The organism is Roseibium sp. AWQ4_254 (genome assembly GCF_056161025.1).
Genome location: NZ_JBSWYH010000002.1, coordinates 136,861 through 159,542, shown reverse-complemented (window position 1 = coordinate 159,542; position 22,682 = coordinate 136,861). Strand labels below are relative to the sequence as shown.

Below are 22,682 nucleotides of genomic sequence, written 5' to 3'. Positions count from 1 at the left end.
AATATTCGATTTGCTGTTTGCAGCGCGGCTGCTGTAACCATCCAAAAGTAGCATGCTGTTGCAGCGTGACAAGAGCGTGATAAGGTGCTGTTGTACATAGTAGTTGTGTGGCATTGGAAGCAGCGCTGTCAAGCACCCTTGCACATGCGGCCAAAAACGGGGAGTCAATGGCAAACGCGTCCTGCCTTGCATGTCTTGGGCGTCCTTTGCTTCTTGATAAGCGAGGAGAGCCCGTTCCGGTAAAAACTCGTAAGGCCTTGGCTATTATGGGGTATCTGAGCCGGATTAGCGGCATGACCGCGCACCGGGAGGTCCTTGCAGACCTTCTGTGGAGCAATGCTGAACGGACTAAGGCAATGCAGTCGCTGCGGCAGGCGCTGCGCCAGTTGAAAAGTGCCGAAGAGCAGGCCGGTTTCGATGTGATTCAAACCTCCGCAGGGCACGTCAAACTGAATGCCGAAGAGTTTTCCTCAGATTTAACGCAGCTCCTCAAACTGCTTGAGCGGGGGCGGGCTGAAGACTTCCGGAAGGCCGAAGATCTGTGGCGGGGGGAGTTCCTCACCGGATTTGAGGAAATTGATCCGGAGTTTTCAGACTGGCTGCATATCGAGCGTGAACGGGTGCGCTCGGAAGTCATGACGGCGGCCTTCAAGCACCTCAATCAGATCTCCACGACGGATGGCGGTGTTCAGGTGGAAGCGGGTGGCCGGTTTTTGCTCAAGCTGGACCCTGCGCTTGAATCGGCCCACAGGGTGCTCATCAGATTGTATCTGAAACTTGGACAGCGGGACCGGGCGGAGCAGCAGCTCAAGACCTGCGAACGGGAGATGAAACTGCATCTGGATGCAGCGCCCGACAGGGAGACCCGGGCGCTGCTGGCCGAGCCGGAGGATGGAAGCTGGCAGGAAAAGGAATTCCGGCGTCCGGGCGAGGTGCAGACCATGCTGACGGCCTTGCCGAATTCGGACACGGTGGTCACCCTCCCGGAAGTCTACGTGGTCTCTGCTTCGCTGGCAAAGTCCAATCTGAACGATGCGATCTATCTGCGCGAGGAGATTGTGTCCGGCCTGTCATCCTTCCGTTCCTTTGACCTTTATCATTCAGAATATTTCGGCGAGGAAAACGCGCCTGATCCAACGCTTGTGGAAGGGCATGAACTGGGCAGTTATCTGCTGCGGTTCCGCCATGATGAGCGCTCGGGCAAGGTTGTCGTACAGTTTGAGGACCGGGCCACGGGCCAGATCGTCTTCAACGAAATTGTCGACCTTGCTTTCTGGAACGGCATTCTTCCAGCTGCGAGCCATATCGTCAGCCGGGTCCATACCCATGCGACCGACAAACTCCGTAATCCGGCCAACACATCCGTGTTCGCCCGCTGGTGCCAAGCAGAGGCGCTGTTATGGGATTTTACCCCCCAGTCCGATGAAAAGGCGATGCGCCTTTTGAATGAGCTGGAGCGGACCAACCGGAATTTTTCCCGCACCTATGCGGGCAAGGCTTCGATCATCATGAAGCAGGCCCTGCATTTTCCGCTGCATGATCGCACAACCGCGGACGGGATGAGCGATCTTTTGGATCTTGCCGAACAGGCCATCGTTCTGGATCCCTGGCAAGCGGTGAACCAGCGGGTCTACGGCTGGGCCCTGATCCTATCCAATATGCCCCAGGAAGCGCGGCGTGCCTTTCAAAATGCGGGCCGGTTAAGCTCGTCTGATCCGTCCAATCTCATGTCGGTTGCCGAAGGGCTGGCCTTTTCGGGGGATGTGGACGAGGCCCGGTTGACTGCGGACAAGGCCTTCAACCTGTTCGCGTTTGTTCCTCGCGTCTTTTATGAATATCTGGCCAATATCTACTTTGCGTCGGAAGACTATGAAGGGGCGATCACGCATATCGAACGCGGGGCTGGCGTCAGCATCGGCGGATTGACCACCCGGATAGCCGCCCTGTTATGCGCCGGGCGCCATGAAGAGGCCATCCAAACGCTGCAGCGATTTGGTGAGCATCGGATTTCTTTGCTGAGACAGTCGCCTGGAGACCTGCATGACCCGAATGACTGGCGCCAGCGGGTGAACTTCTTTCAGGACAAGCGAATTCGTGCCAATTTCGATAAGGGCGCGGAGATGGTCCAAAAGTTTCTTTTGACCGGCGACAGCTCAGTTTAAGCAGGCTTTTGGAAACAGGTCTGACAGCTCAGCCAGATAGTTCGGGTCTTTGCGTGTCAGTTTGTCTTTGTTCAGCTTGAAGGGCAGAGCAACCGTCTTCCGGTCCTTGCTCTCTGACACCACCTGGAAAGTGAGCAGGTCTGTTGTCACCTTTGGCAGTCCGAGCTGTTCCAGAACCCGCTTGGGGTCCTTTTCCAGCTCCGTGCGCACCGTCTCGTCGACAGCCGCTTGCGCAAGCAACCGGCCCAGAGCTTTGATATTGCTTTTGTGATAGGGAAAGCGGGCCATTTGGTTCCGTCCTGCAGAAGGTTAGGCCGCCTGGACCCAAGGGTCCAGGCGGAATGACGGGCGGGAGCGGCTTACTCCGGCAGGTCTTCGTAGAAGCAGCTGCCCAGAGCAGCCAGGCCGAGTTCTTCAAAATAGCTTTCGTCGCCAGCCTGGACGCGGTCGGCATCAACCTGTGCCGGTACAACCAGGTGAACGAGATCAGCTGTGTCAGCAAGGATGTCGACATCGGCTTTTGCACCAACGGAGGTCAGAACCTGCGAAGGGTTGTCGATGAGATCCTGACGGGCAGAGGCGTTCTGGATAATGTCACCAAGTTTAGCACCGATTTCCATTTCGGTCTTAGAGTTCGTTTTAGCGTGCATAACAAGCCTCGTGTAGTGAAAGTTGTACAGTTGATTGGCGCGTGGTTGGATGGTCACTAGGCCAAAAAGAAAAGTGTTCTTGGTAAAGTAAAAACTTTCTGTGGGTAAGCGTTTACTTTGATTTGAACCTTTTCGTGTTAAATAGTGAACTAGCAAAAAAAATTGCTCAATAGAGGAAAACTAGAAAGTCAACTGTTGCAATTGTTGCGCGAAAACTAGTAATTTCGAACTGATTTGCCGGCGTTTTTAGGGTGACTCAAGGCCAAGCGCGAAGTGGGGCAGGGTGCGTATAAACGGGTCTTTACAAGACAAGATTGTAGGCGATCTCTGTGCTCTCGGACTTCTGTCCCAAAGTCAGGAGAACGACCCAGGTGAACTCACACTTTTGTGCGAAGATTTGCGCCTCTTTCTGCCGTTTATATCCAAATTTGAGTTCCGCCTTGTTCCGCTCGAGCGGCGCGGGTGTCCTATTCAGTTTTGCACCGGTTTGATCCAGCCTCCTGCAGACGGCGCAGCCAGTCCGGGCGGCTTGTACCGTCCTATCCCAGCCGGAGGCCAGGGGACCACACTAAAGAAAGCATCTTTAAGTTGTATAGGAGAACTTGCTGAGAGAGTGAGTCTTTGTTCTCAAGGGGCTGGAGATACCAGGGTAAAGATCACATCTCAAAAACAATCACTGGTAGAAATTGGACGTTTGCTTGGCTTTAGCAAGCAGCAGTGGAAAGCGCGTCTGGCGGTGGAGGGCGAGGCTGCTGAGAATGCGACCGCTGGGGTGTCCGACGATGCTGTAATGACCTTAAGGCAAGTAGAGGTCGTTCGTCTTGGAGGGGGTGAGCGAAAGCTGCTTCCAGCTATCGCGTTTTTGTTCGGTGAAGCGACTTCCGATGGGGCGGTGGGGCAGGGACTTGCCTCATCTGTCGGGTGTGCGGTTTGGCAGGATGTGCAGGGCGCTCAGGAGCGCGCTCTTCTGGAACTTGTGGAGCGGGATGCCGTGGCTCAGGCGTGGTACAACCGCCTGGGGATAACTAGGTTGCATTTTACTCAAATTCGACCGGTTTTGCCCAAAATGCTTGTCGAATTTCTCGATGAACAACCACGGTCCTGGGGTGTCTATCATGTCGATACGGATTTACCGGTTCATGTGGTGTTTGCGGTCTCTTACGGCGACGGTGGATATCAGGCAGCTTTTGGAGCATCAGCGGGCTGGAACCTTGAATCTGCGTGTTTTTCGGCAGTGTCTGAGCTGCTCCAATCTGAAAATTCCCTGTCATTGATGGAACAGGCCTATCGCAGACAGGAGGCTGAAACTGGCCGGTCCGGTCCACTGCCAACGCATCTTGCCTATGCCCGTACATCCTCGATTTTGGAGGATTTACCCCTGAAACGGGTCCCGCAAGCGGACCCGAAGGGGCTGGCAGATGAATTTTGCTACAACCAGCTTTTACAGGCCTGCCAGGAAAAGGGCATGGAAATCTGGGAATTCGAGGCCACCCGGTCCGATCTGAACATTCCGTGCATTAAGCTTCTGTCGAAGGATCTTTGCAGCTGGGAGCCCCGCTTCGGCAAGGAGCGGCTCTACCAGGGGGTTGTCGACAGGGGGCTTCGTAAGACACCTGGAACCGAAGCGGAATTCGCCGCGCGGCCGTTTCCCTTTTGAGCTGCTTCCCTTTGGGACCCATTTGAAACCGGGAGTGGGCGAGCATTGGTGACACTTGCGGCAGCTCTGGAATGACATGTCCTGAGATTGACAGGGGCCTGCGCGGGAGATATTAAAACATGACTCTTGCACTCAACAATTGAGGGCGGGTGTCCGGATGGCGATTGGGTCGTCCGATCTCTGGAAGAAACTGGGCGGGGATTTCCCGCCCTTTTTTATCTGTCCTTTTGCCTGAGATCCGGGCGCCCGTCTGCGACTGGCCGGGACAGGGTCATAACCCAAAAATTGCGCCATTTGCCTGTGTTGCGATTGGTTCTTGCGATGCCGACCCGGGTGACATAGGGATTGAGCAGATTTTTGTTGTGCCCTTGCGAGCCTTGCCAGCCCCGGAAGGCGGCCGGCAGGTCGGCATAGCCAGCGCCCAGATTCTCCGCTGCCGCGTAATTGGCATATCCGGCCTTGTCGAGCCTTTGGGAAAGGCCGAACGCGCTATGCGCCCAGGTGTCCATGCTATCCCGGCCGGCAATGTGCCGGGCCATCTTCTGGGAAACGGCGTCAAGAGAGGCATCGTGTTGCAGCGGCGGCTGGCCGTTTTGTGCCCGGTAAGCGTTAATCATGGACAGCATCTGAGCTGTGTCAACATTCTGATCCGTCAAGATGGTCCTGTTTTCCAGCTCACCGGATCCGGGCAGGGCGCCGCAGGCAGCAAGGCCCAGAAGGGCGAGCACCACCAGCGCCGCTTTCAAGCTTATACTGTGACCTATGGGGTTCATGAGGGTTCGTCTCCAGGCCAGACTACCCCGTCATCGGCAAAAAAATGAAACGGTCCCGGATAGCGTTCCACATAGGCCATGTGGGTGACCACGCCAGCTTTGTCCGTATGGTAGTGCAGAAAATAGGCAGGCGGTTCAAAGGTGAACAGGGCATCGCCCTTACCGGTCAGATCCAGGTCCACCTGATGCCCGGTGCTCGGCGCCAGCGTCATAACGGTTCCGGCAAAGCTGCTGATGATCGGCCGGTGCAGGTGGCCGCACAAAATCCGCTCCACGTGACTGTAAGGGGTAAGAACCTCAGCCAGAGCCGCCGCATCCTGCAGCCCCATGGCATCCATATGGGCAATCCCGGACAGGGCTGGTGGATGGTGCAGGGCAATCAACGTTGGCTCGGAACTGGCGTTGAGTTCCCTGTCAAGCCAACTGAGCTGCGCCGTGCCAAGTTCTCCGGACGGTTTGCCGGGCAAATGCGAATCGAGCGCAATCAAGCGCAGACCACCAATGGTGGCTGCATAGTGAATTTTTCCGCCAGTGGTCTCGCAGAGACCGGGAAAGTCCCGCATCTCCCGGCGCATGGTGTCGCTGCTGTCGTGGTTGCCCGGGAGCAGATAGACCGGCAGCTCCAGCTGCGCCAGAATTTGCCGGGCCAGGGCATATTCGCGCGGGTCGTCCCGGTCCGTCAGGTCCCCGGTCACAACAACCGCGTCTGCGGCCGGGGTCAGGGCTTTCAGGGAACGGACCGCCCGCTCGGCCATCATGTTGGTGTCGGAAACCCGGTAGCAGGCCAGCCCCCGCGGGCGAAGATGCAAGTCCGTAATCTGCGCGATCAAAGTCATGTGGAAACCTGGTGACTCGGTGTGTAGACAAGGTGAGCGAACGATAGCCAAGTGCTTCAAGAGGGCAAGCTCTTGTTTCCCTTTTTGGAAAGCTCATGTAGGAGAAGCTGCAACGGTGGGGGCTTTTGAGAAGGCACCAGGCGGTTTTGACATTGGAAACGGTGTTTATGGCAAATGAGAGCGGCAGCCCGGATGGGCAGGGACTGAACCGGACAGGGGCCGGCGGGACAAGCGGGCCCGCCGATGTTGATCTGGCTGAGGAGGCTGTGCCGGTGTCTCCAGACCGCTCGAATGGCATAGAGACAGGCTCTGAAAAACATCCATTCCCGAAACCTTTCTGGTTGAAATTGACCGGGCATGACATCACGGCCCCGTTCATACTGCTCTTTCTTGCGCTGGTCCTGTTCGTTCCGGGGCAATGGACTGTGCCGCCTCTGGACCGGGATGAACCCCGTTTTACCCAGGCGACCAAGCAGATGCTGGAACGCGGGGACTACATTGACATAAGGTTCCAGGACCAGCCCCGCCACAAGAAGCCGGTTGGCATCTATTGGCTTCAGGCGGGCGCCGTGAAGCTGACCGGCCTTGGGCCCGACGCTCCGCTCTGGACGTACCGTTTGCCGTCTTTGCTCGGGGCTGTGCTCAGTGTGCTTGCAGCCTTCTGGATGGCGCGGGCGTTTTTGGGGCCTGCTGGGGCGCTTATCGTGGGCATGTTCGTTGCGCTGGCGATTATTGTCGGGGTGGAGGCGCGCCTTGCAAAAACAGATGCGGTTCTGCTTGCGACGGTTCTGATCGCGCAAGGGGCCCTGGCTCGGATCTGGTTGAAGGACCCGGGAAAACGATTATGGGGTCTCAGCCTTGTCTTTTGGACAGCGCTTGCCGGCAGCGTTCTCATCAAGGGGCCGGTTGGCCCGATGGTCGTCGGTCTGACGGTGGTGGCCCTGATCGCCCTGACGCGGAAAGCGAAATGGTTCAAGGCCGCCTCACCGCTGCTCGGACTGGTTTGGTTCCTGCTTCTTGTCTCCCCCTGGTTCGTCGCCATCTGGATTGCGACGGACGGGACCTTCTTTACCGAGGCCATCGGCAAGGATCTTCTTGGCAAGGTGGGCCAAGGCCAGGAAGGACATGGCGCGCCACCGCTGACACATCTGGTGGCCATGCTCGGTGTGTTCTGGCCGCTCCCTGCCTTTTTCGTCCTGTCGCTGCCGCTGGTCTGGAAAGAGCGGGCCAGCCCTCTGGTTGTCTTTTCCCTTTGCTGGTTCGTGCCCAGTTGGGTTGTCTTCGAGCTGGTGGCAACAAAATTGCCGCACTATACCATGCCGCTCCTGCCTGCGCTGGCGCTGCCGGTGGCCGCCGCCCTGCTGGAGGGAGCTGGGGAGAGCGCCAAAAGATGGGCGCGGATCCTGGCTGCGGTCCTCCTGGCACTGCCCCCTGTTGGCCTTGCGGCTGCGGCCTTTGCCGGACCGTTTGTGTTGAAGACCTGGCCATCGCCTCCGGGCGTGGTGCTGGTGGGTATTGGGGCCGGATTCGCGCTGGCTGCCGCGTCCCGTCTCCTGCGTGGGCCCGCGCTCAAGGCGCTGCCGTCGGCGGCCCTGTGCGGGATCAGCGTGGCCATCGGTGTCTGGGGATTTGTTGGCCCGGCCCTGACCCCGATCTGGGTCAGCCCCAGACTTGTGGCCGCTCTTGATGAGATCCCTGGATGCGGCGAAAAATCCGCGCGGCAGGTCGTGACCGCCGGGTTCCACGAACCGAGTTTTATTTTCCTGGAAGGGACCGGAACGAAGATTATTTCACCGAAAGGGGCGGCAGACTTCCTGGCGGAGCCGGAGGCGGGGCAGACGCATTCCTGCCGGGTTGCCGTCATAGAAAGCCGGGATGAAGCGGCGTTTTTGGCTGCTGCAAAGGAGAATGGTCTTGTGCCCGTGGTCCGAAAAAGGGTAGACGGCCTGAATATTAATGGTGGAGATGACCTCGACATCGCGCTTTACCAAACGGCCGCAGCGGGAACCACGGGTGCACAAAACGGAAATGACAAGCAGCAATAGCGGTACAGGCCGGATTCTGGCGCGGATGCGCGGGAATGTCCGCCGGGCCGGGATGCTTTTTTCCGGCCGCAGGGACCGGGTCCGACACAATCTGGATCCGCTGCCTCCGGGGCAAAGACCGCAGGACATCCTGGCCATCCTGCTCCTGACGGTAGGGGTGGCCGTTGTTGTGTTTGATGTGCCGACCTATCCCTGGCTCCGGTCCTTGCCCAATGAATATCGCAACGCCTTCCGCGCTTTCACCGATTTTGGCAAGGCAGACTGGATTCTGATCTCGACTGGCCTCGTGTGCCTGTTTCTTTTGGCGCAGGATGCAAGCCGGTTCGCGTTCCGTCTGCGCATGGCGGTCGGCTCTGTCTTCACCTATGCGGCCTTTATCTTCTATTCAGTCGCTGCAACCGGATTGTTGGCGATCGCCTTCAAATGGTCCCTTGGCCGGGCCCGGCCGAAGCTCTATGAGCAAGTCGGTCCGGTCCGCTTCGACTTTCTGGCTTTTGATGGCACCTATACCAGCTTTCCGTCGGGACATTCGACCACGGTTGCAGCCCTTGCCACTGCGCTGGCCTTTATCTTTCCCGCCTATCGCTGGCTGATCATTGTGGCCGGGTTCTGGCTCGCGTTCAGCCGTGTCATGGTCGGCGCCCATTACCCCAGTGATGTGATTGCCGGAACCCTGCTCGGGATGACCTTCACTTTCTTCACAGTCCGCGCCATGGCCAGCCGCCGGATCGGATTTCATCTCAATGCCTCTGGCAAGATCGAGCCGAACATGAATGCGCGCTCTGCCAAGGCATGTGGCCGCAGAGCGTGGCAGGTGCTGCGTGGCCAGCGCGGCTTGACGCGGGTCTCGAACGAAACCGCGCCTGCGGATGAAACGGAACGGACAGTTTCATGACACAAAGCTATCTTGAAGGTCTTGCGGCCAGCAAGGGAACCCTGGCCGTGACGGTTGTCGTTCCGGCAAAGGATGAGGCACAGAACCTGCCCATTTTGCTGGACGAGATCGAAACGGCCCTCTCGGGCCGGACGTTTGAGGTGATCGTTGTGGATGACGGTTCTTCCGACGGGACCGATATCGTGCTTCAGGATTACGCGGCCACCCATGACTGGCTGCGCCCGGTGCGCCACGAAAGCTCCTGCGGGCAAAGCTGTGCCGTGCGGACCGGCGTGCAGCATGCGCGCGGGGACGTGGTTGCCACCATTGACGGCGATGGCGAAAACAATCCGGCTTATATCCCGCAGCTGCTCGATGCGCTGCAGGCAGCGGGGCCTGACATCGCGCTTGCGGCCGGGCAGCGGCTGGGGCGCAAGGCGAGCCTGGCCAAGCGGTATGCGTCGAAATTTGCGAACAAGATCCGAGGCGCGATCTTGAAGGACAAGACCCGTGACAGCGGCTGTGGTCTGAAGGCTCTGCGCCGGGAAGTCTTTCTGCAGTTGCCCTATTTCGACAGCTGGCACCGCTTCCTGCCTGCCCTCGTGATCCGCGAAGGCTTTGATGTGGTCCATATCGATGTTCAGGATCGCCAACGCCGTCATGGAACCTCGAAATACGGCATTTTTGACCGGGCCCTCGTTGGCATACTGGATCTGGTGGGGGTCTGGTGGCTGCGGCGCCGCAGAAAAAAGAGACCGTCCGTGCGGCCGCTTACCTGACTGGCGCTGGACCCGCCTTGATAAGAACAACGGGTGTTAACCCGACTGGACCGAATGGACCTGCCAAATGAGTGCTCTTTACGACTGGCTGCATACCGTCTTTGTTGAACAGTTCGACTTCTGGATCATCCTGGGATTTTTCGCGCAAGGCATGTTCATGATGCGCTTTGTGATCCAGTGGATCGCGTCGGAACGGGTTGGCCGGTCGATTGTGCCGGTGGCGTTCTGGTTCTTTTCCATCGCCGGCGGATCTCTGCTTTTGATCTATGCGATCCAGCGTCAGGACCCGGTCTTTATCGCCGGGCAGGGGCTCGGGCTGGTGATCTATTTCCGGAACTTGTGGCTTATCTTCAAGGAAAAGCGGCAAGATCCAACTATCTGATCCTGCCGCTGTTGAACCTTGCTATGCTTCGCCTGGCCGGGAGGTCCTGTGTCAGCCGAAGGCTTTCTCCAGCGCCTGACGCATGTCGGTGATCAGGTCCTGCGGATCTTCCAGGCCGATATGAAGGCGCACGGACTGAAGGTTATCATCAGGGCGCAACACGGAGCGTGCGCCCTTGAGCTTGACCGGGATCGCAAGGCTTTCGAATCCGCCCCATGAATAGCCAAGGCCAAACAAACACAGGCTGTTCAGAAATTTGGACGCCTGAGCCGCCGATGTGCCATCGGTAAAATCAAACCCGCACAGGCCAGAGGCGCCGGAAAAGTCCCGTTTCCAGATCGCGTGACCGGGATCGGATTCAAGGGCTGGATATCTGAGGCGGCTGATTTGTGGCTGGTCTTTGAGCCAGTTGAGTACGGCGAGGGTGTTTTTCTGGTGCCGCTCCAGCCGGACCGACAGGGTGCGCAACCCACGCAGTCCAAGATATACGTCATCGGGCCCAACATGGCTGCCCATAGCCCCGTGCACGGCGTCAAGGCTTGCCCAGGCCCGCTCACTGGCAGCAATTGTACCCAGCATCACGTCGGAATGACCGACAATATATTTTGTGCCGGCCTGGATGGAGAGATCCACGCCGAGGGCAATTGGCTGGCAGTGCAGGGGGCTTGCCCAGGTGTTGTCCATCAAAACAAGCGCACCGGCTGCATGGGCCGCATCAGATATGGCCGGAATGTCCTGCATCTCAAAGGTGAGGGAGCCTGGAGCCTCGGTAAAGACAGCCTTTGTTTCCGGGCGGAACAGGGATTTGATCTCACCGGCGAGCGCCGGATCATAATAGTCAACTGACACACCACAGCGGCTCAGAACTGTGTCGGCAAAATGCCGTGTTGGATGATACGCCGTATCATTGATCAGGATGTGGTCGCCGGATTTGACGCAGGTCAGGATCGCCAGCGCCACCGCATTCAGTCCCGAATTGGCGAGCTTTACCCCTTTTGCGCCTTCAATCTCCGCCAGCGCCCCTTCCAGGGAATCGGTCGTCGGGTTGCCCCTGCGCGCATAGGTGTAGGTCTGGCCGCCGCTTGCCATGGTCTCCACATCCGGAAACAGTACGGTCGATGCGTGCACGACGGGTGGGTTGACAAAACCGTGGAAGGCGCTTGGGTCACGCCCTGAATGGGTCAATCTGGTGTCAGGTTTCAGGGGGGGCTTCGAATCTGAATTCGGCATGGCAGATCTTAATGGGCTGGTGGTGAAAAGAGGGCCGCAAAAGCCCTGTTGGATGCCATCATCCTAGGCATAGGCATGCGGCCGCAACAAGCGCAATTCACCGGTGCGGTGGTGTTATTTTCGCGGGCAAGTTTTTTTTAAGGTTAATACCTCGAACCGGACGGCTGGATTAGGATGAACTCATTTTAGGCATTGAATGATTTCGATTTAGCCATGTTCGCTATTTGTGCATAGGGCCGTGGCTAAAACCTGCCAGAGGCTCCGAAATTTGACGAGATAGTGACAGCAAGTACTTGACCCGCACAGCCAAATGCCATCGTATGAACATGTTGGGTAGAGCGGGAGATTTCTGGAGGACGCCGCTGCAACAGCTGGCGCTCGTTCGGGAACGGACGTTGAGGATTTCACTCGTTCAGCCACAGCAAAAAAATAAAGTATGGGTAACAAATAAAGGCTGCATATCCATGACTAAAAAAATCCTTCCACTCGTACTCGGCGCTGCAATGGGCGTCGCCGCCTCTTCGGCTGCGAGTGCGACAACCCTGGAAGATGTCAAGGCAAAGGGCTTCATCCAGTGTGGTGTGAGCCAGGGTCTGCCGGGCTTCTCCAATCCGGACGCACAGGGGAACTGGACCGGTCTTGACGTTGACGTCTGCCGCGCCATGGCCGCTGCCGTATTCGGTGATGCGACTGCCGTAAAGTTCACGCCGCTGTCTGCCAAGGAGCGTTTCACCGCGCTGCAGTCCGGTGAAGTGGACGTCCTGTCCCGTAATACCACCTGGACCATGTCCCGGGACACCCAGCTGGGCTTGAACTTCGCTGGCGTCAACTATTATGACGGTCAGGGTTTCATGGTCCGTAAGGACCTGGGTGTGACCTCTGCACTTGAACTGTCCGGCGCTTCTGTCTGCACCAACACCGGCACCACCACCGAGCTGAACGTTGCCGACTATTTCCGCGCCAACAACATGCCCTACGAAATCGTGGCCTTCGAAAAGGCCGATGAGGTTGTGGCTGCATATGACGCTGGCCGTTGCGACGTCTACACCACGGACGCTTCCGGTCTTTATGCCCAGCGCCTGAAGCTGACCAACCCGGGAGACCACATGGTTCTGCCGGAAATTATTTCCAAAGAGCCGCTTGGACCGGTTGTTCGTCAGGGCGACGATGAGTGGTTCAACATTGCGAAATGGACCCTCAATGCGATGATCAACGCTGAAGAGCTCGGCGTTACATCCGAAAACGTTGACAACATGAAGTCTTCCGACAATCCGGCCGTCAAGCGTCTGCTCGGCGTTGAAGGTGCTTACGGTGAAGGCATTGGTCTGTCCAACGACTGGGCGTACAACATCATCAAGAGCGTCGGCAACTACGAAGAATCCTTCAATGCCAATGTCGGTCCGGACACTCCGCTCGGCATTTCCCGCGGTGTGAACTCACTGTGGAGCAATGGTGGTTTCCTCTACGCTCCGCCGATCCGCTAACACCTCTCTTTTGAGGTTCCGGGGTTCCGGCGGCCTTCCGCCGGAACCCTCAACAAAACAAGTCCACGTAATAAGACTGGCGCAAAGCCGGACACACGTGGGGACCAAGCTGCTTCGCGACCGATAGGGGAATTGCGCAAAAGCGCGTAGGGATGAAGCAGTTGTGACGCGAAAGAGGAGAGGCTTCGGGCCGGGCTCTTTCCGTGAACTTGGGCGAGGTTCTATGGCAGTAATGGAGCAGGAATCGGCGGAGGCGCCGGCGCGTGCTTCGTTGGTGAATGATCCCAAAGTGCGCGGCTTTTTTTATCAGGCTCTCCTGATCGCTGCGCTGATTGGCTTTGGGTGGTTTATCGTAACGAACACAATCGCCAATCTGGAAAGGCAGAATATTTCCTCAGGCTGGGGTTTCTTGGACATCACAGCTGGTTTTGGCATCATTCAGTCGCTTATACCGTATTCGGAAACGTCGACTTATGGTCAGGCCCTTCTTGTTGGGGTGCTGAACACAATACTAGTGGCCGCAGTAGGTATTTTCCTTGCGACGATCATTGGATTTGTCGTTGGAATCGCCAGACTATCAAACAATTGGGTCATCAGCAGGATAGCCTACTGTTACGTTGAGCTTGTTAGAAACGTACCGCTGCTGCTTCAGATCTTTTTCTGGTACTTTGCAGTTTTGCGTGCTGTTCCAGGAAAACGTGACAAATGGTCCTTCTTCTTTGACAGTTTCCACCTGAATATTGCCGGTCTGCGCGGACCCAAACCGATTTGGGAGACGGGCTCAGAGTTCATCGGATATGCTCTGATAGTGGGGATCATTGCTTCGTTTGTGGTCTCCAGTTGGGCCCGCAAACGTCAGGAAACAACCGGCCAGCAATTCCCGGTCTTCTGGGCCGGCCTCGGGCTGATTTTGGGCCTGCCTGTGATCACGTATTTCGTGACCGGAATGCCAATGTATCTTGAGTATCCTAACTTCATTGAAACCGGTCCGATTTTACGGCGTGGTTTCGAATTGGGCGTTGGTTTCAATCTCATTCCGGAATTCCTGGCGCTAACGGCCGCGTTGTCGATTTACACGGCGGCGTTTATTGCGGAGATTGTTAGGGCTGGGATTCAGGCTGTCAGCCACGGGCAAACCGAGGCGGCCCATGCGCTCGGACTGCGTCAGGGACCGACACTTCGTCTTGTGATCATCCCCCAGGCAATGCGCGTCATTATTCCTCCTCTCACGAGTCAGTATCTGAACTTAACCAAGAACTCATCTCTGGCAGTTGGCATCGCTTTCCCTGATCTGGTGTCTGTGGGCGGAACGGTGCTGAACCAAACAGGTCAAGCTATTGAGATCATCGCAATCTGGATGGCGGTCTATCTGTCGCTCAGCCTGATCACCTCCGCCTTTATGAACTGGTACAACCAGCGCATGGCGCTCGTGGAAAGATAAGGGGCGCCTAATATGACCAATTCTGAAATGTTTCAGATCCGCACGGAGGAGGCGCCACGTTTACCGGCGCCGGTCTCCACCACCGGTCCGATCGGCTGGATGCGGCAAAACCTGTTCTCGTCCATCGGGAACACTATTCTTACCATGTTTGGGCTGCTGCTTGCCTATTCAATCATCCAGCCATTTGTGCAGTTCGCATTGATCGACGCGGTCTGGACGGGCGATAACCGTGAAGCTTGCCTTCCCCAGGATGGCGGTCATAGTGGTGCTTGTTGGGCTTATGTGGAGGCTTATTTCAAGCAGTTTATTTATGGCCGGTATCCGTCTGACCAGATCTGGCGCGTTGACATTGTGTTTGCATTATTTGCGGCCCTACTGATTCCGCTGGCAATTCCGAGTGCACCGTTCAAGCGCACAAACGCGGTCCTGTTCCTGGGCGTGTTTCCCTTCGTGGCTTTGATCCTGTTAACGGGCGGTCATTTCGATATCGGGTTCTGGACATGGTTCCTGGTCGCGATGATTGCAATTGCCGGGATTGGCTTTGCGCTCCTGCAAATGCTTGTTTTTGGCAACAGCTTTTCAGAGGCAACTCCGACGCTGGCCGGGTTTGTCGGGACCGCTGCTGTCATTGGAGCCGTGCTGTTGGCCTGCTCGGTCGATTTTGGCCTGACGGATGTTGAAACTGCCGTCTGGGGCGGGCTGCTGGTGACGCTGGTGATTGCGGTGACAGGGATTGTTGCGTCGCTGCCGCTGGGAATTGCACTGGCGCTCGGCCGCAGGTCGCAGATGCCGATCATCAAGCTGGTTTCGGTGATCTTCATCGAATTCTGGCGCGGCGTGCCGCTGATCACAGTGTTGTTCATGGCGTCGGTCATGTTGCCGCTGTTCCTTCCAGAAGGTGTAACGTTCGACAAGCTGCTCCGGGTTCTGATCGGTGTAACCCTGTTCTCTGCTGCCTATATGGCGGAAGTGGTGCGCGGTGGGCTTCAGGCCATTCCGAAAGGGCAGTATGAGGGCGCCATGGCGTTGGGGCTGCGCTTCTGGCCGATGATGTATCTCATCATTCTGCCTCAAGCTCTGAAACTTGTGATCCCCGGAATCGTGAACACGTTTATCGGCCTCTTCAAGGATACAACCCTGGTGCTGATTGTCGGTATGTTCGATCTCCTTGGGCAGATCCAGTCTTCCTTCACGGATCCAACTTGGTCGACGCCCAGTCAGGGGCATACCGGCTATCTTTTCGCCGCGATGGTATTCTTTGTCTTCTGCTTTGGCATGTCGCGATACTCCATCTTTATGGAGAAGAAGCTGCACACAGGACACAAACGCTAGCGATGTCGTCCGGAGCGCGCGGGGGAACGCGGCGCGCCGGCTCAAGAAATTTTGGAGTAACACTCATGAGCGAGAATGCAGTCAACGCGGAAAGTCTCTCCGCCGACCGGTCGAAAATGCAGATTTCCGAAACGGATGTCGCTATTGAAATCAAGAGCATGAACAAGTGGTACGGCGATTTTCATGTGCTGCGTGACATCAATCTGAAGGTCATGCGCGGGGAGCGGATCGTGATCTGTGGACCCTCCGGCTCCGGCAAATCGACCATGATCCGCTGCATCAACCGTCTGGAAGAGCACCAGGCCGGTCAGATCATCGTGGACGGGATCGAACTGACCAACGACCTTAAAAAGATTGACGAGATCCGCCGGGAAGTCGGAATGTGCTTCCAGCACTTCAACCTGTTTCCGCATCTGACCATTCTGGAAAACTGCACCCTGGCACCAATCTGGGTGCGGAAGATGCCCAAGAAGGAAGCCGAAGAGATCGCGATGCACTATCTGGAGCGCGTCAAGATCCCCGAGCAGGCCATGAAATATCCGGGGCAGCTTTCCGGTGGCCAGCAGCAGCGTGTGGCGATCGCCCGATCACTGTGCATGAGCCCGAAAATCATGCTGTTCGATGAGCCGACATCGGCGCTCGATCCGGAAATGATCAAGGAAGTGCTGGACGTGATGGTCGGTCTTGCGGAAGAAGGTATGACCATGCTCTGCGTGACGCACGAAATGGGTTTCGCCCGCAAGGTGGCGAACCGGGTGATCTTCATGGATGCAGGGCAGATTGTTGAGCAGAATGAACCGGAAGAGTTCTTCGTCAACCCGCAGCACGAACGCACCAAACTGTTCCTGAGTCAGATTCTACACCACTGAACGGCTGAGTCCCATGCGTTTTGGACGGATAGCCCGCCGCCTTGCTGGCGGGCTCTTCTTTATGGGGCTGGCGGTCATCACGGCTCTGGGCCTTGGGGTGGTGATCCCGTGGCCCTTTTTGCCATCCGCACCTTCCGGTAAGATGGACCAAGAGGCGAAACGGCAGGTCCTGGTGCTCGCCAACCCGATTCATACCGATATTGCGCTGCCTGCAGAGCCTGATGTTCTTGGGGCGTTGTCTTTTGTATCCGAAGCGGGACTTGACCTGGAATTTCCGGGTGTGCAATGGGTCATTGTCGGCTGGGGAAGCCGCTCCTTTTATATCGGGACACCGTCCTGGGCGGACCTGAAGCCGGGACCGGTACTGCGGGCTCTCACTTGGGATGCCTCCGTGATGCATGTGCGCCGGGCCGGACCGATTTCAACGGACCATGAGGACGTTCTGGTACTTGATCTTTCAAGGGCCGAATTCGACTCGTTGCTTTTGGGCATTACCGAAAGCTTTCAGAGGGAGGACCGTCAGCTGCCGGCGGCGATTGCCGGTGCCAGCTATGATGATCACGACCTCTTCTTTCCGGCGCAGGGCGGGTTCAATGCCCTGATGGGATGCAATACCTGGACAGCGCGCATGTTGAGGCGCGCGGGTCTGCAAACCGGGATATGGACCCCTTTGCCCTGGTCGTTGGACTGGTCGCTCCATCTGCACAACCGTCTTGGCCGGCCCGTGTCCTAGCCGGCCGTAAGGGCTGTCATTTGAAGCGTGTGCAGGCGTCCCAATGTTGAAAAAGGGGGGGCGAAAGCGTGTGGAATCGCCAGAAAAGCCGTCAAACACATAGTTTGAACGCATGAATTTAAACTGATTGCGAATATTGCCGGTGGCCAACGGGACGATGCCCTCAAAAGGTGTGTCGATATTATCAATACAGCTAGCGGTTTAGAATTTGTTTATTGGCATCAGGTGACGTATTGGCAGTTCTTATGGGGGAATTGTCATGCGCGAACCGGACCATGACTTCGTTACACGGCTGAGATTCGCCGAGATAGACACAGAGACGATTGAGGGGCTGCGCCAGCTTTGGCCGGTGGTGCTGCCTGCGCTGGATCATGTTCTGGAGGCATTTTACACCCACTTGAAGAGCGTCGACAGTCTGTCGCACATGGTAGGCGACATGCAGCCAAGGCTCGTGTTTGCGCAAAGGGCCCATTGGGAAAAACTGTTCAATAGCGGCTTTGATGCTGACTACCGCGAGAGCATCAACCGGATTGGGCATGTGCATTGCCGGATCGGTCTTGAGCCCCGGTGGTATATTGCCGGGTACCAATTTGTGCTGGCGCGGCTCCATGCTCATATTGTTTCCAAATACCGGCATTCCTTCAAGGATTTGAGCGGGTTGCTCTCTCACCTGACCGCCGCTGTCTTCTTTGACATGGACCTGGCCATCTCCACCTATGAAGAACGGCTTCTGGAAGAGCGGGAAGAACAGACCCGGCAGCTAAACCTTGCAATCGAAGACTTTCAAAGCAAGGTTCAGACACCGCTTCAGGATGCGGATGAAGGCGCCAGTGCGGTCAACCGGGAAGCGGCACAATTGTCCGATGTCTCGCGAACGGCCAAGTCGGAAGTGGATGTGGCCGGTGGCATTTCCAAGGAATCGAGCCTGAATGTTCAGACCGTGGCGTCGGCCACGGAGGAATTGTTCAGTTCCATTCAGGAAATCTCCAAACAGATCGCCGGAGCGTCCCAAATTGCAAGTCAGGCCGCAGGCAGTGCAGAAGATTCGACTGCTCAGGTGGCAAGTCTTTCGGGGTCCGCCCAGAAGATCGGCGATGTGGTCGGGCTCATTCAGGCAATTGCGGAACAAACCAATCTTCTGGCACTTAACGCAACCATCGAGGCAGCCCGCGCTGGTGACGCGGGACGGGGCTTTGCGGTGGTTGCGAGTGAGGTCAAGACACTTGCCGAACAGACCGCAAAAGCGACAGAGGAAATCAGTGAGCAGGTCTCGGAAATTCAGGATTCCACCGGCGCTGCAGTCGGCTCCATCCGTACGATCGCCGAAGTGGTGAAACAACTCGATGAAATGACCGGGTCGATTGCTGCTGCGGTTGAAGAGCAGGGCGCTGCGACCCAGGAGATTTCAGAAAGCGTGCAGAAAGTTGCAGACGGGGCCCATACGCTGGACGAGAACATCACCGGCGTTGGCCAGGCCATTGAGGCAACGGATACAGCGGCCGGCAATTTTTCGGCCGCTGCGCGCCAATTGAATGCCAGCGCCAAGACGATCTCCGAGGAAATCAGGACCTTCTTTGACATCCTGCAGAAAACGGCCTGACGGGGTTCTTTCGCCTTTGGACGCGCGGTCCTTAGGGACGCCCCTGTTCGATGTCTGTGTCCTCGCGGCTGCCCCATTCGGACCAGGAGCCGTCATAAAGCGCAAGGTCGCGAACCCCGAGCAGTGTCAGCCCCAGCGTGAGGATGGCCGCTGTAACGCCTGAGCCGCATGTTGTGGTGATTGGTTTGCTGAGGTCGATCCCGGCTCCCTGGAAAGCGGCCTCAAGACATGAACCGGTCTTGAACGTGCCGTCTTCGGAAATCAGCTGCGTAAATGGAAGGTTGAAGGCTGACGGCATATGGCCGCCGCGCAGACCCTCCCGGGGCTCCGGGGCGATACCTGCAAACCGGTCTGCGGATCTTGCGTCCAGAACCTGCCGCACGCCGGAGCGGATGTCGGCTGTCATCTGCGCCAGATCGGCGACGGCCGCATGGTTGAGCCGGGAGGCGAAATGGGTCGGGGTCCGGCGCGGCGCGTCGTCCTCGACAGGCTGGTCCTCTGCCTGCCATTTTGGAAAGCCGCCATCCAGCACATGGACATGGTCTGCGCCCATTGTGCGCAAGGTCCACCAAACCCGGGGGGCGGAATAGAACCCGAAATCGTCATAGACAACAATTGTCTGGCTGTTGCCGATGCCAAGTTTGCGCATTGCGGAGGAGAACACATGCGGCGCAGGCAGCATATGCGGCAGGTCCGAGGTTGTGTCGCATATGTCATTGATGTCGAAATGGACAGCTCCGGGAATATGGGCCCGGGGATAGACGGGCAGCGCGTCCGGCTGGTGGACCGGCGGCATCCATGCATTCACGACCACAACATCTGGTGACTCCAGATGGTCTGCGAGCCACTGGGTGCTGACGAGAGGATTGTCCGGCATTCTTGCTCCTGTTGTTCAGCCCCATTATAAGAGCCTCTATGGACGGCTGCGACCCGTAAAATTGCGATTGGGAGAATTGAGCTGGAGGCCCGAGCGCGTCTTCTGTCAGCTTTCGTCGAAAAGGCCCTTGGACTTGTGCCAGTCCTCAATGCTCCGGTCAGGATAGCGCGGGAAATGGACGTGTCCGGGGCCCTGTGGAACAGGGACCCAGTCCGGTTTGAAGTCCAGCATGATATGGACCGTTTCGGGTGGCGTGGGAAGCGCTGTGTCCATGGTGCCCGCATGGGGATGAACGAGCTCCGGCCAGCGCGGGTCCCAGAGCCACAAATGTGCGCCACAGGTCCTGCAAAAATGCCGCTCCGCCGGGCTGGGTGTGCCGTCAATAACAGCATGATAGACCGCTTTGGCGCCTGCGCCCCGGACGTTCAGGCTTCCGGCTTCACCCATGAGATTGATTGCAAAGCCTCCGCTGCCACCAACCTTGCGGCAGATGGAACAGTAGCAGCGCATAAAAGGGTATGGGGTCCTGCTGTTCACTTCAAAGACGACAGATTTGCAATGGCAGCTGCCTTCAAGCCTCATGAGAGCCTCCCTGGTTCTTTCACTCCGCCAGTTTGATCCGGACGCGCCGGTTCTGTTTGCCCTTTTTCTCGATCTTGCCGAGGGACAGGGTTCCGATCTCCGATGTTCTGGCCACGTGGGTGCCGCCGCAAGGCTGAAGGTCAATATCGGCACCGATCCGGACCAGCCGGACCCGGCCGGAGCCGCGTGGCGGTTTGACCGACATGGTCTTGACGAGACCGGGATTGGCATCCAGCTCTGCGTCGGTAATCCACTCGGTGGTGACCTCGTGGTCGCCGCTGCTCAGCGCCGTGAGCTTTTCCAGAAGCGCCTCCTTGTCGACTGGCGTATCACCCATATCAAAATCTAGACGGCCTTCCAGCTCCCCAATCTGCCCGCCTGTGACCGGAAAAGGGAGCGCGACCGATAGAAGATGCAGGGCGGTGTGGACGCGCATCAGGCGATAGCGCCGGGCCCAGTCAATATGGGCGGTGACGGTGCTGCCGCTGTCCGGAAGGGGCTGGCCCTCTGCCGGGACATGCACAATCCTGGTTCTATCTTCGTCATAAACGGTTGCCGCAATTCCGATATGTTCGCCGTCCGCACCTTCCAGAAAGCCGCAATCCCCCGGCTGCCCGCCGCCGGCCGGGTAGAACACGGTCCTGTCGAGCAGGATGCCGCCGCATTCGTTCACCCCAACAACCTTGGCCTCGCTGGTGCGAAGATAGGCATCGTCTCGAAAAAGAGGAGTGGTCATGAAGGGCTCCTGAAAAGAATCTGAGGGCCTATGCATAGGACATTTTTAGGCCGTTGGGACAGGGGGCACACCCGGCAGCATGGTAATGTGCACGCGCCTGAGCCCGGTTTACAGAATTGGGGAAAGCAGCCGCGCCCCTTGCGCGAAAACCCGGAACCCATAGCTGCGGGAACGGAACGCATCCGGCCAGGTGAGGCGGGCACGTTCAAAATCTTCTGTCAGCATGGTTTCAACGTTGCGGATCATACGCTCGTGGGTGAACCAGAGGGTCAACTCGAAATTGATCTGGAAGGAGCGGTTATCGAAATTCACTGTACCCACCGAGACAAGGTCGTCATCCATCAGCGTGACCTTCTGATGCAGAAAGCCATCGGTATAGCGGTAGACCTTGACGCCGCGTTGTACCAGCGTGTCCTCATAGGCATGGCTGGCCAGCCAGACGGTCCAGTGGTCGCGCTTCTCCGGAAGCAGGATGCGCACATCGACCCCGCGCATGGCAGCTGTTGCCAGAGCGGTCTGCACATCAAGCGAGGGAACCAGATAGGGCGTGGTGATCCAGAGGCGTTTTCTGGCCCGCGCAGCCGCTTCCACAAAGGCGAGCGCACATTCTTCCAGTTCATCCGCAGGGCCGGTTGGCATCACCAGAACGGATTCGTCGCCAGGCATCGGCACCTGGCTGACAGCTGGCAGGGTGATCTGCTCGCCGCTCGCCCACAGCCAGTCCTCAACGAAGGACAGCGCACAGGCAACCGCTGCGGGTCCTGCGACCCGCACATGGGTGTCGCGCCAATGGCCGAACCATTTGTCGCGGCCGATATACTGATCGGCGACATTGTGCCCGCCGACAAAGGCCTGGCTAAAATCGGTGACAACAAGTTTGCGGTGATTGCGGTAGTTGAGCCGCATCGGGCCAAGTAGCCTCAGAAATTTGTGGTTCTCGTTGAACCCGCACACACGTACACCCGCTTCCTTGAGCCGGATAAGGAATGCGTTGGACAGGGAATGGCAGCCGACATCATCATAGAGGAAATAAACCTGCACTCCATCTTGGGCACGGGTGATCAGGGCCTCCGCCATTTCCCGGCCGAGCCTGTCATCGTTTATCGCAAAAAACTGAAAGAAAATATTGTTTTGGGCCTCGGCGATCGCCGTCTTGATGGCACTGAAGGTGGCTTGACCATCAATCAGAAGCTCCGCGCGGTTCCCCGCCAGAAAGGGCACACCAGCGACGCGGGTCAGGACGGGCCAGTCTCTCGTTTCGTCGTGGTCGGTCAGTCCCAGCTCGTCCGCCCGTCGGGCCCGTTCTGCCCGGCCGAGCGTTGCCTGGATCCGGGCATAGTCGGCAAAGGACTTCCAGCCGAAGATGAAGTAGAGCGGGACGGTCAGATAGGGCAGAAAGAAGAGCGACAGCAGCCAGGCGACCGATCCCTGGGAGGTGCGTGAATTCATCACCTCGCGCACGGCGCACAGCGACGCGGTCAGGTACATGACCGCAACGAAGGCGGCCACAAGACCCAGATTGTTGGCCATCACGTCCAGCATTCCGGCATCCGTCACCGCGTCCTGAATCACTGCCTTTGCGTCTGCGCCGTCCAGAACTGCGGAGGGGACTGCCTGTGCCATGGGCTAAACCCTGCTCA

At 57.6% G+C, this 22,682-nt stretch carries 21 protein-coding genes; 12 read left to right on the top strand and 9 right to left on the bottom strand.

Annotation, left to right across the window (positions count from 1 at the left end; translation table 11 throughout):
• Positions 1-356: 356 nt before the first annotated feature.
• Positions 357-2,162, top strand: a complete 1,806-nt coding sequence (locus tag ACXAIC_RS02505) for a BTAD domain-containing putative transcriptional regulator (protein WP_475173262.1) — start codon at positions 357-359, stop codon at positions 2,160-2,162.
• Here the strand turns inward: ACXAIC_RS02505 and ACXAIC_RS02500 are convergent.
• Positions 2,154-2,450: a hypothetical protein gene (locus ACXAIC_RS02500; RefSeq protein ID WP_475173260.1), complete on the bottom strand. Its 297-nt coding sequence runs from the start codon at positions 2,448-2,450 to the stop codon at positions 2,154-2,156. The genes ACXAIC_RS02505 and ACXAIC_RS02500 overlap by 9 nt on opposite strands.
• Before the next feature lie 71 nt (positions 2,451-2,521).
• Positions 2,522-2,812 carry a hypothetical protein gene (locus tag ACXAIC_RS02495; RefSeq protein ID WP_475173258.1) on the bottom strand — a complete coding sequence of 97 codons (291 nt, stop codon included), beginning with the start codon at positions 2,810-2,812 and terminating at the stop codon, positions 2,522-2,524.
• 385 nt (positions 2,813-3,197) lie between these two features.
• On the opposite strand from ACXAIC_RS02495, the gene ACXAIC_RS02490 reads away from it, so the two are divergent.
• Positions 3,198-4,469: a YcaO-like family protein gene (locus ACXAIC_RS02490; RefSeq protein WP_475173256.1), complete on the top strand. Its 1,272-nt coding sequence runs from the start codon at positions 3,198-3,200 to the stop codon at positions 4,467-4,469.
• Between the two features lie 215 nt (positions 4,470-4,684).
• On the opposite strand, the gene ACXAIC_RS02485 is transcribed toward ACXAIC_RS02490, so the two are convergent.
• Both ACXAIC_RS02485 and ACXAIC_RS02480 read right to left on the bottom strand, forming a co-directional pair.
• Positions 4,685-5,242: a CAP domain-containing protein gene (locus ACXAIC_RS02485; RefSeq protein ID WP_475173253.1), complete on the bottom strand. Its 558-nt coding sequence runs from the start codon at positions 5,240-5,242 to the stop codon at positions 4,685-4,687.
• Positions 5,239-6,078, bottom strand: coding sequence for a phosphodiesterase (locus tag ACXAIC_RS02480; RefSeq protein ID WP_475173251.1), 840 nt, complete (start codon positions 6,076-6,078; stop codon positions 5,239-5,241). Before ACXAIC_RS02480 ends, ACXAIC_RS02485 begins: the two co-directional genes overlap by 4 nt.
• Before the next feature lie 167 nt (positions 6,079-6,245).
• Between ACXAIC_RS02480 and ACXAIC_RS02475 the strand changes: the two genes are divergently transcribed.
• The 4 genes from ACXAIC_RS02475 to ACXAIC_RS02460 all read left to right on the top strand — a co-directional run bounded on the left by ACXAIC_RS02475 (position 6,246) and on the right by ACXAIC_RS02460 (position 10,158).
• The gene (locus ACXAIC_RS02475; protein WP_475173250.1) at positions 6,246-8,123 is read left to right on the top strand and encodes a glycosyltransferase family 39 protein; all 1,878 of its coding nucleotides are present in this window, start codon (positions 6,246-6,248) and stop codon (positions 8,121-8,123) included.
• A complete protein-coding gene (locus tag ACXAIC_RS02470; RefSeq protein WP_475173247.1) occupies positions 8,107-9,018 on the top strand; it encodes a phosphatase PAP2 family protein in 912 nt (303 codons plus the stop codon). The genes ACXAIC_RS02475 and ACXAIC_RS02470 overlap by 17 nt, the downstream gene beginning before the upstream one ends.
• Complete coding sequence (locus tag ACXAIC_RS02465) at positions 9,015-9,776, top strand: glycosyltransferase family 2 protein (RefSeq protein WP_475173245.1); 762 nt, start codon at positions 9,015-9,017, stop codon at positions 9,774-9,776. Before ACXAIC_RS02470 ends, ACXAIC_RS02465 begins: the two co-directional genes overlap by 4 nt.
• A gap of 67 nt (positions 9,777-9,843) precedes the next feature.
• Positions 9,844-10,158, top strand: a complete 315-nt coding sequence (locus ACXAIC_RS02460; protein WP_475173243.1) for a lipid-A-disaccharide synthase N-terminal domain-containing protein — start codon at positions 9,844-9,846, stop codon at positions 10,156-10,158.
• Positions 10,159-10,209: 51 nt separating this feature from the next.
• Here ACXAIC_RS02460 and metC read toward each other — a convergent pair whose 3' ends face one another.
• The gene (gene metC / locus ACXAIC_RS02455) at positions 10,210-11,388 is read right to left on the bottom strand and encodes a cystathionine beta-lyase (RefSeq protein ID WP_475173240.1); all 1,179 of its coding nucleotides are present in this window, start codon (positions 11,386-11,388) and stop codon (positions 10,210-10,212) included.
• Between the two features lie 464 nt (positions 11,389-11,852).
• Here metC and ACXAIC_RS02450 point away from each other — a divergent pair, with 464 nt between their 5' ends.
• The 6 genes from ACXAIC_RS02450 to ACXAIC_RS02425 all read left to right on the top strand — a co-directional run bounded on the left by ACXAIC_RS02450 (position 11,853) and on the right by ACXAIC_RS02425 (position 18,847).
• On the top strand, positions 11,853-12,872 hold the full coding sequence (locus ACXAIC_RS02450) for an amino acid ABC transporter substrate-binding protein (protein ID WP_475173238.1): 1,020 nt from the start codon (positions 11,853-11,855) through the stop codon (positions 12,870-12,872).
• A gap of 223 nt (positions 12,873-13,095) precedes the next feature.
• The gene (locus ACXAIC_RS02445) at positions 13,096-14,313 is read left to right on the top strand and encodes an amino acid ABC transporter permease (protein ID WP_475173236.1); all 1,218 of its coding nucleotides are present in this window, start codon (positions 13,096-13,098) and stop codon (positions 14,311-14,313) included.
• A 12-nt stretch (positions 14,314-14,325) separates the two neighbouring features.
• Positions 14,326-15,645 (top strand): amino acid ABC transporter permease, encoded by a 1,320-nt coding sequence (locus ACXAIC_RS02440; protein ID WP_475173234.1) that lies wholly within the window; start codon positions 14,326-14,328, stop codon positions 15,643-15,645.
• Positions 15,646-15,710: 65 nt separating this feature from the next.
• Positions 15,711-16,514, top strand: a complete 804-nt coding sequence (locus tag ACXAIC_RS02435) for an amino acid ABC transporter ATP-binding protein (protein ID WP_475173231.1) — start codon at positions 15,711-15,713, stop codon at positions 16,512-16,514.
• 13 nt (positions 16,515-16,527) lie between these two features.
• On the top strand, positions 16,528-17,247 hold the full coding sequence (locus tag ACXAIC_RS02430; protein WP_475173230.1) for a TIGR02117 family protein: 720 nt from the start codon (positions 16,528-16,530) through the stop codon (positions 17,245-17,247).
• Positions 17,248-17,506: 259 nt separating this feature from the next.
• On the top strand, positions 17,507-18,847 hold the full coding sequence (locus tag ACXAIC_RS02425; protein ID WP_475173227.1) for a protoglobin domain-containing protein: 1,341 nt from the start codon (positions 17,507-17,509) through the stop codon (positions 18,845-18,847).
• A 31-nt stretch (positions 18,848-18,878) separates the two neighbouring features.
• Here ACXAIC_RS02425 and sseA read toward each other — a convergent pair whose 3' ends face one another.
• From sseA to cls, 4 genes are all read right to left on the bottom strand, one after another.
• Positions 18,879-19,724 carry a 3-mercaptopyruvate sulfurtransferase gene (sseA, locus tag ACXAIC_RS02420; RefSeq protein WP_475173225.1) on the bottom strand — a complete coding sequence of 282 codons (846 nt, stop codon included), beginning with the start codon at positions 19,722-19,724 and terminating at the stop codon, positions 18,879-18,881.
• Between the two features lie 105 nt (positions 19,725-19,829).
• On the bottom strand, positions 19,830-20,306 hold the full coding sequence (locus ACXAIC_RS02415; RefSeq protein ID WP_475173222.1) for a GFA family protein: 477 nt from the start codon (positions 20,304-20,306) through the stop codon (positions 19,830-19,832).
• 19 nt (positions 20,307-20,325) lie between these two features.
• Positions 20,326-21,042 (bottom strand): alanyl-tRNA editing protein, encoded by a 717-nt coding sequence (locus tag ACXAIC_RS02410; RefSeq protein WP_475173219.1) that lies wholly within the window; start codon positions 21,040-21,042, stop codon positions 20,326-20,328.
• Between the two features lie 108 nt (positions 21,043-21,150).
• On the bottom strand, positions 21,151-22,665 hold the full coding sequence (gene cls, locus ACXAIC_RS02405; RefSeq protein WP_475173217.1) for a cardiolipin synthase: 1,515 nt from the start codon (positions 22,663-22,665) through the stop codon (positions 21,151-21,153).
• Positions 22,666-22,682 lie beyond the last annotated feature (17 nt).